This window comes from Paraburkholderia sp. AV2 (assembly GCF_054968425.1).
The window spans coordinates 1-9746 of record NZ_JBANLK010000090.1; the positions used below are offsets into that span (position 1 = coordinate 1).

Annotated in this window: 8 protein-coding genes; 3 read left to right on the forward strand and 5 right to left on the reverse strand. The window is 64.3% G+C overall.

Going from position 1 to position 9746, the window contains the following annotated elements; translation table 11 throughout:
* The coding region (gene gltA / locus V8683_RS30810; protein WP_462880729.1) for a citrate synthase at positions 1–928 on the reverse strand (928 nt) is incomplete at its 3' end.
* 363 nt (positions 929–1291) lie between these two features.
* Here gltA and V8683_RS30815 point away from each other — a divergent pair.
* Positions 1292–1693 carry a hypothetical protein gene (locus V8683_RS30815; protein ID WP_411190792.1) on the forward strand — a complete coding sequence of 134 codons (402 nt, stop codon included), beginning with the start codon at positions 1292–1294 and terminating at the stop codon, positions 1691–1693.
* Between the two features lie 117 nt (positions 1694–1810).
* Here V8683_RS30815 and V8683_RS30820 read toward each other — a convergent pair whose 3' ends face one another.
* The 3 genes from V8683_RS30820 to V8683_RS30830 form a co-directional block, all read right to left on the reverse strand.
* Positions 1811–2596, reverse strand: coding sequence for an alpha/beta fold hydrolase (locus tag V8683_RS30820; protein ID WP_411192483.1), 786 nt, complete (start codon positions 2594–2596; stop codon positions 1811–1813).
* Positions 2597–2792: 196 nt separating this feature from the next.
* Positions 2793–3839: a rod shape-determining protein gene (gene mreB, locus V8683_RS30825; RefSeq protein WP_411190791.1), complete on the reverse strand. Its 1047-nt coding sequence runs from the start codon at positions 3837–3839 to the stop codon at positions 2793–2795.
* Between the two features lie 248 nt (positions 3840–4087).
* A complete protein-coding gene (locus V8683_RS30830) occupies positions 4088–4741 on the reverse strand; it encodes an alpha/beta hydrolase (RefSeq protein ID WP_411190790.1) in 654 nt (217 codons plus the stop codon).
* A 243-nt stretch (positions 4742–4984) separates the two neighbouring features.
* Between V8683_RS30830 and V8683_RS30835 the strand changes: the two genes are divergently transcribed.
* Together V8683_RS30835 and V8683_RS30840 are read left to right on the forward strand one after the other, a co-directional pair.
* Positions 4985–6532, forward strand: coding sequence for a DHA2 family efflux MFS transporter permease subunit (locus tag V8683_RS30835; RefSeq protein WP_411190788.1), 1548 nt, complete (start codon positions 4985–4987; stop codon positions 6530–6532).
* A gap of 110 nt (positions 6533–6642) precedes the next feature.
* Positions 6643–7557: a glutaminase gene (locus tag V8683_RS30840; protein WP_411190787.1), complete on the forward strand. Its 915-nt coding sequence runs from the start codon at positions 6643–6645 to the stop codon at positions 7555–7557.
* A gap of 530 nt (positions 7558–8087) precedes the next feature.
* On the opposite strand, the gene V8683_RS30845 is transcribed toward V8683_RS30840, so the two are convergent.
* Positions 8088–9683: a methyl-accepting chemotaxis protein gene (locus tag V8683_RS30845; protein ID WP_411190786.1), complete on the reverse strand. Its 1596-nt coding sequence runs from the start codon at positions 9681–9683 to the stop codon at positions 8088–8090.
* Positions 9684–9746 lie beyond the last annotated feature (63 nt).

The window sequence follows — 9746 nt, forward strand, 5'->3', positions numbered from 1 at the left end:
GACCGAAGCCCATCAGCTTCACGCCCGAGTTCTTGTCCTTCACCTGCTTGATGAATTCGGGAATGTTGTCCGGCGAGCCGATCTGCTCGAGCATGTTCAGCGCCGCTTCGTTCGCGCCGCCGTGCGCCGGGCCCCACAGGCAGGCGATACCGGCCGCGATACACGCGAACGGGTTCGCGCCCGACGAACCGGCCAGACGCACCGTGGAGGTCGAGGCGTTCTGCTCGTGGTCGGCGTGCAGGATCAGGATGCGGTCGAGCGCGCGCACCAGCACGTCGTTGACCTTGTACGCTTCGCTCGGCGTGGAGAACATCATCTGCATGAAGTTCGCGCTGTATGACAGGTCGTTGCGCGGATACACGAACGGCTGGCCGATCGAATACTTGTAGGCCATGGCGACGAGCGTCGGCAGCTTGGCGATCATGCGAATCGCCGACACCTCGCGATGAGTCGGATCATTGATGTCGAGCGAGTCGTGGTAGAACGCGGACAGTGCGCCGACCGCCGCAACCAGAATCGCCATCGGATGCGCGTCACGGCGGAACCCCCGGTAAAAGAAGTGCATCTGCTCGTGAACCATCGTGTGATGAGTGACGGTCGCAACGAACTGGTCCTTTTCCGTCTGCGTGGGGAGTTCGCCCTTCAACAGCAGGTAGCAGGTTTCGAGGAAGTCGGCGTTCTGCGCGAGATTGTCGATGGGGTAGCCGCGGTAAAGCAGCTCGCCCTTGTCGCCGTCGATGTACGTGATCGCCGAGTTGCACGACGCCGTCGACATGAAGCCCGGGTCGTACGTGAACATGCCCGTCTGCCCGTACAGCTTGCGGATGTCGATCACGTCCGGGCCCAGGGTGCCCTTGTAGACCGGCAACTCGACGCTCTCTGCCTTGCCAGGAATCGTGAGCGTGGCGTGTGTCTTCGAATCAATCATGTCTTGTCCTTGAGTGGCTGTCACATCGCACATGCCGCAGCGCGGGGCCCCTCGAACAGCGGGTGGCATCGCTGCGACCACGTGGCGCATTCTACGACCCTGCGCGGCAACGATTGACAACTATTCCGGCAACAATGCCTCTTCACTTACGCAACGCTCATCGCTTTCAGCCGCCTTCCACGCACTTATTGCAACAATATTTTGCTCTTGCAGTGCAACATCCCGCCCTCAGTTCTGCGATACTGCGACGCATGCAGAGACTTCCCCTATTGACTTTGCATGTCACTCTGCTGGCCTGCCTTGTTTAGGCGGGCCTTTTTTCTCTAGTCACACGCGCTTGAAGCAAAATGTAAGGAATAGCAGATGAATATTTCGATCGACACCCTGTTTGCGGAAGACGAACTGGCCGAAGGCTCCGTTGTCACGGCGCTGAACCATCAGGACATCGTGGTCGCGCTGTCCGCCGCGCTGGCGTCCGAGCGCGTCGCCGTGCTGCACATGCTCTACCCGCGCACCGACGCACGTACGCACCGCAGCCTCGATCACCTCGTCGACAAGCTGAACGGCCACGGCCTGCACCAGGTCGCGCGCCTCGTCTCGCAGGAAGCGCACTATCTCGTCTTCAAGGATCCCGTGAAGGCACGGAAGGCTTTCCATGAGATCCGCAACGACTCGCTGGCGATCGGCGTGCACCTCTACTACGCGGGCCTCGTGGGCGAAGCCGCCGAGCATGCGCTCGATGCCCACGCGCTCGAGCGCGACTAAGACGCCGGATCACCGGGCCTCGCAGAAGGCCGCCCCCCCGGGCGGTCTTCCGCGAGGGCTGGCCCTTGCCGCCGGCGTCCCCTCATACCCCTCTCATACCGCTTTACGCCACGCCTTTCAGCGCCCGTGCCCACTCACGAACTGGTCGATGAGCATATTGAATTCGGCCGGACGCGCGAGGTTCATGCCATGCGAGGCGCCATTCACGGTCTCGCGGCGCACGTCGGGCATCCACGTCTCCAGCGCTGCCACGACACGATGGAACACGGCGGGACTCAATTGCCCATCTATCAGCAGTACCGGACACGCCACCTGTTCCGCATCCTCGCGCGTATAGGCCGCGAGCGGATCGCGAAACTGGGGTCCGAGGGTATGCGCATTGTCGGTCGCCATGCGGCGGAACGAATGCGTGCTCTTCGCCCAGAAGCCGGGCCGGCTGACCGAATCGACGAAAAGCTCGAGCCCCGCGTCCACCTCGCCTGAATCGATCAACTGCACGGCGCGGGCGCGCAGCGCATTGACGGTCTCGGGCAGTTGCGCGAGCGTCTGCCCCGGCATCTGCACGGGACCGCCCGGATCCGCCAGCGTGAGCGAGCGCACGAGCCGCGGATGGCGCTGCGCGAAATGAAACGCCACGTTGCCGCCGCGCGAATGCCCGATCACATGGGCCGGCCCCGCCCCGAGAGCTTCGATGAATTCGCCGACTTCGTCGGCATGGCGGCTCCAACTGAAAGGCTGCGCGTGCGCCGGATCCGGCGCCGGCCAATAGTGCGTGAGGCTCACAGAAACGCAGCGGTAGTGCTGCGCGAGGCCCGCAAGCTGGGGTTGCCAGTAGCGGTAGTCACAGAGCGAGCCATGCACGAACAGCAGCAGCTCGCCCTTGCCGCGTTCGACAAAGGGCATGGGCACGCCGCCGGGCAGTTCGACGAACGACCCGGGCGCGGGAAAGACGGCTTGATTCACGGCGAAAAACGATGAAAACGACGACGCGCCGGCTGGGCCGCGCGCGGGACGTGTCAGGAAAAAGGCGCCATTGTCCCACGTTGTGGCACAACGCGTGTACTGCGCACGGCAGCGCCTGGCTGCCTGTGCGACTCGCTTACTCGAACACGCACGCGTCGAGGCATGCCGCGGCGGCGCCTGCGCCGCGCACGGCACAGGTCAGCGGCTCGTCGGCCACGCGCACGGCGACGCCCAGTTCGCGGGCGAGGCACTGGTCGAGCCGCCCGAGCAGCGCGCCGCCGCCGGTCAGCACGATGCCGTGATGCGCGATGTCGGTGATGAGCTCGGGCGGCGCGGTTTCGAACACCTGGCGCACCACGCCGATCACCTGCCGCAGCGGCGCGGCAAGCGCGTCCGCGATGTCGTGGCTCGACAGCTCGATCGTGCGCGGCAGGCCGTCCTCGACGCTGCGCCCGGTCGCGCGCATGGTCTCGATCGGCTCGCCATGCAACGCGCTGCCGATGGTCTTCTTGACGTGTTCCGCGGTCTGCTCGCCGAGCACGACGCCATAGAGCCCGCGTATGTAATTGACGATGGCGCGGTCGAATTCGTCGCCGCCCACGCGCACGGAGCCGCTGCAGGCCACGCCGCCGAGCGCGATCACGCCGACCTCGGTCGTGCCGCCGCCGATATCGACCACCATCGAGCCGGTTGCCGACGAAACGGGCAGCCCCGCCCCCACCGCCGCCGCCAGCGACTCGCCGATCAGGTTCACGCTCGCGGCGCCCGCGGCCAGCGCGGTTTCGCGAATCGCGCGACGCTCGACATGGTTGGCCGAAGCCGGCACGCAGACCGTGAATGCCGCGCGCCGGCCGAACAGGCGGCGCGGCTGCGCCATCGCCACGAAGCGGCGCATCATGTGCCCGGCTGCCGGGAAATCCGCGATCACGCCGTGGCTCAAGGGGCGCACGGTCTGGAGATTCATGGGGGTGCGGCCAAGCAGGTCCCGCGCCTCGCGGCCCACCGCGGCAATCGTCGGCTCGCCGGCCTTCGTGCCGCGCTCGAAGCAGACTACCGAAGGCTGGTTCAGCACGATGCCCTCGCCTGCCGTGAAGATCAGCGTGTTCGCCGTGCCGAGATCGACCGCCACGTCGTCGCGGGACAGCCTTGTCAGGAAGGAGGAATGCGGCTTCGCTCGAGCCATGTCGGTCTTTTGTGCGCGGTCTTTTGGACGATTAGGGACGGCCCCGCCAACGGCCCGCCCCGCCGGAACCCGGCGATGCGTCACGCTGGCCGCACCCCGGGCGGATCGGGCTTTCTCAGCCCATGGGCTACCTCATTGGACTCGTTAACGGCCAAGGCCGCCGCAGACTTTAGCCGCGTCAAAAATAACCGTGCAGCTTAGCCGCGCAATATGTATCGAATAAGTCACGCAGAGGCGCCGCGCGCGCCTCAAAAACGCGATTCCAGGGTCCGAACGAGCGCATCGCGGCCAAGCAGGACGCCCTGCGGCGTGATCGTGTGGCCCACGCCCGGCAGCACATAGGCCCCGACGGCATAGCCCGCGTCGCTGAAGGCGATCGCCGCGCGCTCGAGCTCCTGCACCGGAATCACCTCGTCGTCCTCGCCATGCACGAGCGTGAGCGCCGTACGGCTCTTCGCGGTCACCGCCGTGACGAGCCGCCCCGCATAGGCGACGACGGCCGCCGCGCCTTCGGGCCGCGTCGCGACGTGGTGCAGCGACATGATCGAGCCTTGCGAAAAGCCGACGAGCGCCAACGCGTCGTACCCGAGCCCCCAGTGCGCGAGCTCGGCGTCGAGCCGTCCACGCAGCACGGCCGCCGCCTGCGTGACACGCGCCTCGCGATTGCTCTCGCCGATGTCGCGCAGGCTGAACCACTGCCGGCCGCCGAATCCGCCGTCGAACGGCTCGCTGCCGTCGAGCGATGCGAACGCGACACCCGGCAGCGCATCGTGCCACGTGTCGGCCAGCGGCAGCAGGTCGCGCGCGTTGCTGCCCACGCCATGCAGCAGCACGACGAGTGCGCGCGCACTGCCCCCGGCCGGCACGAGCCGCCAGCCGCCATCGAACGATTCCCAGCTCATTGGAAGTCCCCTGTTGCCCAATCGACAAGATAAGTTGTGGTCCCGAACGCAGCCGCAAGCATACGCCGAGCCTGCCGGCTTCGTGCAGCAGCGCAACCGGATGCCCCTCTGCGCCGTGGGGATGCTGGCCGCCGCCGCCATGGCCCAATCCGATTGCGGTTAAGCTTGCCGCAAACCCGGACGGGCTGCGCGGCCCGCGCCATCCCGCAGCGGACGAACACGCCAGACACGCGGAGAACCAGCTTGAACCAGCCCGCCCCGCCGCCGCCACTCGAAGGCGGCCGCCTGATCCTTGCGACCATCGCCGTCGCGCTCGCCACGTTCATGAACGTGCTCGACACGTCGATCGCCAACGTCGCCATCCCCACTATTTCCGGCGACCTCGGCGTCTCGGTCGACGAAGGCACGTGGGTCATCACCGTGTTCGCCGCCGCCAACGCCGTGTCGATTCCGCTGACCGGCTGGCTCACGCAGCGTTTCGGGCAGGTGCGCCTGTTCGTCGCCTCGATTTTCTCGTTCGTGATCGCCTCGTGGCTGTGCGGCATCGCACCGACCCTGCCGTTCCTGCTCGTCGCGCGCGTGCTGCAGGGCGCCGTGGCCGGTCCGCTGATTCCGCTCTCGCAGGCCATCCTGCTCGGCTCCTGGCCGAAGGACAAGTCGGCCACGGCGCTCGCGTTCTGGGCCATGACGACGACGGTCGGCCCGATCGCCGGCCCGGCGCTGGGCGGCTGGATCACCGACAGCTACAGTTGGGCGTGGATCTTCTACATCAACATCCCCGTGGGCCTGTTCGCGGGCACCGCGACGTGGCTGATCTACCGTCACCGCGAATCGCCCACGCGCAAACCGCCGATCGACATCGTGGGGCTCGGGCTCCTTATCGCGTGGGTAGCGTCGCTGCAGATCATGCTCGACAAGGGCAAGGATCTCGACTGGTTCAATTCGCCCGTGATCGTCGGTCTCGGCATCACCGCGCTCGTGAGCTTCGCGTTCTTCCTCGTCTGGGAGCTGACCGAGGCGCACCCCATCGTCGATCTGCGGCTCTTCGCGCAGCGCAACTTCCTTGGCGGCACCGTGGCGATCTCGGTCGCCTACGGCGTGTTCTTCGGCAATCTCGTGCTGCTGCCGCAATGGATGCAGGAATACCTGAATTACCGCTCCGTCGATGCGGGCCTTGTCACCGCGCCGCTCGGCATCTTCGCCGTGATCCTCGCGCCGGTGGTGGGCCGCATCCTGCCGCGCTCGGACGCGCGCATCATCGCGACGATCGCGTTCGTGCTTTTTGCGGGCGTGTTCTTCATGCGCTCGTGGTACGTGATCGAGGTCGACACCTTCCATCTCGTGCTGCCGACGCTCCTGCAAGGCATCCCGATGGCGCTCTTCTTCGTGCCGCTCACGGCGATCATCCTCTCGGGCCAGCCGCCCTCGCGCATGCCGGCGGCCGCGGGCCTCTCGAACTTCGTGCGCGTGTTCTGCGGCGCGGTAGGCACCTCGATCGCGACGAACGCCTGGAACAACCGCACGATCCTCCATCATGTGCGGCTCACGGAGCAGGCCTCCGTCGACAACCCCGTCTTCCGCCAGTCGATGGAGAACACGCAGACGCTCCTGCATCTGAGCGAGCCTTCCGCGCACGCGCTGTTCGATTTCCAGCTCACCACCCAGGCCGCGATGATGGGGCTGAACGACATCTTCTATATCTCGGCGATCATCTTTCTCGCGATCATCCCGCTCATCTGGGTCACGAAATCGACGCGGGGCGGAGGCGGAGGCGCGGCCGGGGCGCATTGAACGCCGGGCGGTGTTGCGCCGCGGCGGGAATCGCTACAATCGCCGGGACCTGCGGCCCATCCGGACCGCTCCCCGCTTTTTCGCGCATTGCTTTTTTGTATTACCCGCCCATGGATTACCAGCCGATACTCGACGCCATCCACCGCGACCTGCAGCCCTACATCGGCACGGGCCGCGTCGCCGACTACATTCCCGAACTCGCGAGGGTCCGCGCCGACCACTTCGGCATGGCCATCGTCACCGTCGACGGCCGCATCTTTCGCACCGGCGACGCCGACGTGCGCTTCTCGATCCAGAGCATCTCCAAGCTGTTCGCCTGCACGCTGGCGTTCCAGTTGCTCGGCGACGCACTGTGGGAACGCGTGGGACGCGAGCCTTCAGGGACTGCGTTCAACTCGCTGGTCCAACTCGAAAGCGAGTGCGGCAAACCGCGCAATCCGTTCATCAACGCGGGCGCGCTCGTCGTCACCGACGTGCTGTGCCGCCGCTTCGTGAGGGCGGAGACCGCACTCGTCGACTTCATGCGGCGGCTCACGGGCATACGCGAGATCGATTACGACCTGCGCGTGGCGCAGTCGGAACTCGACCATGCCGAGCGCAACCGCGCGATGGCGCATTTCATCGCGAGCTTCGGCAATCTGGAGATGCCCGCCGACGCCGTAATCGACGCGTACTGCCGCCAGTGCGCGATTTCGATGAACTGCGTGGAGCTGGCGAGCGCCGCGCTCTTTCTCGCGAACGGCGGCGTCTCGGCCGCCGGCGGCGGGCATGTGCTGGACGCCAGCTCCGCCAAGCGGCTTTCCGCGCTCATGCTGACCTGCGGCACCTATGACGCCGCGGGGGACTTCGTCTACCGCGTGGGACTGCCCGCGAAGAGCGGCGTGGGCGGCGGCATCGTGGCCGTGCTGCCGGGGGAATTCGCGGTGTGCGTGTGGTCGCCGGGGCTCGATCCGACGGGAAATTCGCTGGTGGGGACGCTGGCGCTGGAGTGGCTGACGACGCGCACGGAGCGGTCGATTTTCTGATGCTCAGGCTGCACCGATCGGCACGTCAGCGGGAATATGCAGTCCTGCGTGTAGACGCCGGATCATTACCAGGCTTAGCGCTCGCTTGCCATTCAGCACTTCATAGACGCGGTTCGTATTGCCGATATAGGACTGCATATCAGTCGCGGTGAGGCTTTGCTGCTCCGTCCTGAACTTGATCGCTTCGACAGGATCGGGACTCTCGAGCGGAAAGTTCGTTTCCTCATACCGCTCACCAGCAATGACAGGATTTCGAGTTCGTCGCCTTCGGGTGTACCGGACTCGGGATCTATCTCGACGACCACAGTACGGCAGCGAGCGCAGCCTTCTAATCTTCCTCAGAATGCACCGGACGAATGTCCATTCCCACTACTCCAGTTCCACGGTTGCCGCATCGATTTTGTCGTACTCGCGGCGTACGTACCCACGATCCTGAGGCATACGCCAGATCGCGTTGGCAGCTTCAGCGCGCCATGCCGACATCGCCTGTTCCGCGCGTACGTGATTTCGTCGCTCACCCGCCCACGCAGTCATGCCAGCCGCCCCACGCTCCGTGACCTGGTGTCGGCCTCTCCAAGCCTGAACACCGCAACCGCGTCACGTAGCGACCTTGTCTGAGCATCCATGGAATGCGCAGCAGCCGACGTTTCTTCCACCAGTGAGGCATTCTGTTGCGTCACATCGTCCATCTGGGTGATCGCCTTGCTGACCTCCCCGATCCCTGTGCTCTGTTCGGCCGATGCGGAGGAGATTTCCAGCATGATGTCCGCGACATTCCTGACTGAAGAAACCACGACATTAATCGTACTTCCCGCCTCCTCGACCAACTTTGAGCCCTGCGTGACCCGCGCGACCGACTCACCGATCAGATCCCCGATTTCCCGTGCCGCCGCTGCACTGCGTTGGGCGAGATTGCGAACTTCGGTTGCGACAACTGCAAATCCCCGCCCTCCTTCCCCTGCGCGCGCCGCTTCTACTGCCGCATTCAAGGCAAGAATGTTCGTCTGGAATGCAATGCTCTCAATAACGGAGACGATCTCCGATACTTTGACAGAGCTTTCCGAAATATCGCGCATCGTGTGAACGACGCTCCCCACAACCACCCCTCCCTTTTCGGCGACGTTTGCTGCGGATTGCGCAAGCGTCGTGGCGCGCTGCGCATTGTCCGCGTTCTGCCTGACGGTACCCGTTAACTGCTCCATGCTAGACGCTGTCTGCTCAAGAGAAGCCGCCTGCTCTTCGGTTCGCTGGGAAAGGTCCGCGTTGCCTTGTGCGATCTGGTTCGCTGCTACTGAAATGGAATCGCTCGATGTCTTGATTCCAGCCACGATTTCCACAAGCTGGATCTTCATCGCCGCGATCGAGTGCATCAGGCTTTCGGTGTCTCCTTTTCGGATCGGTATGTGAACCTCCAGGTCCCCTGAAGCTATCCTGCCCGCAATCAGTGCCGCTGTCGCAGGCTCACCCCCCAATTGTCTGGCAAGCCTGCGGGTAACCCTCCACGTCACCAGCAGGCCAACGATCACGGCCGCCATGATCAGCGCCTTGACAACGGCCCTGATGCGATTATACGCATCGTAGGCCACGTCACCCTCGTCGCTTGCCCCCTGCAGATTCACGTCCGTGATCGTCTGGAGCTCCTTTTCAAGGCTTCCTCGAAGCTCTGTTCCCTGTCCGGAAAGCAGACCTGCTGCATCCTGGGACCGGCCTGTCTTCACCAGGGACCGCACCTGCGAATCCAGTTGCGAATACTTTGGCATAAGCATCTGGATGTGCGCATATGCTTTCTGCTCCGCTGTCTCATGCAGCGTTGTTTCATAATCGCCAGCAGCTTTTTGCCACGATTTGAATCCCTGATCTACGCGACTGTTTGCCAGCTTCGCTTCGTCAGGCTTTGTGGCCGACACTAAGCGGAATTCCTCAAGCGCAATCTCCTTCAACGCAATTGCCATCTGCTGGCTCGCAGCCACACCTGGAATCCAGTTCTCGCGAAGCGATTCGACGTGGTCATTTTCCCTGTAAATTCCCGAGAGCCCCAAAAGACCGATACCGACCAGCATTAGCAGCACGACGCCGAATGCAAGGACAAGCTGCGTGACAACTCTCAAGTTTGCAAGAACCTTCACGATTCCTCCTAAGAGACGGTTTCATAAAGGCTGTTGAGTTCGCTGAAGAGTGTTCCAGCAGAT

Bases quoted from the DNA above. Each gene is read 5' to 3' on its own strand.
- V8683_RS30815 (WP_411190792.1), top strand. From the start codon at position 1,292: ATGAATATTTCGATCGACACCCTGTTTGCGGAAGACGAACTGGCCGAA.
- V8683_RS30840 (WP_411190787.1), top strand. From the start codon at position 6,643: ATGGATTACCAGCCGATACTCGACGCCATCCACCGCGACCTGCAGCCC.
- mreB (WP_411190791.1), bottom strand. From the start codon at position 3,839: ATGGCTCGAGCGAAGCCGCATTCCTCCTTCCTGACAAGGCTGTCCCGC.
- V8683_RS30820 (WP_411192483.1), bottom strand. From the start codon at position 2,596: ATGCCCTTTGTCGAACGCGGCAAGGGCGAGCTGCTGCTGTTCGTGCAT.
- V8683_RS30830 (WP_411190790.1), bottom strand. From the start codon at position 4,741: ATGAGCTGGGAATCGTTCGATGGCGGCTGGCGGCTCGTGCCGGCCGGG.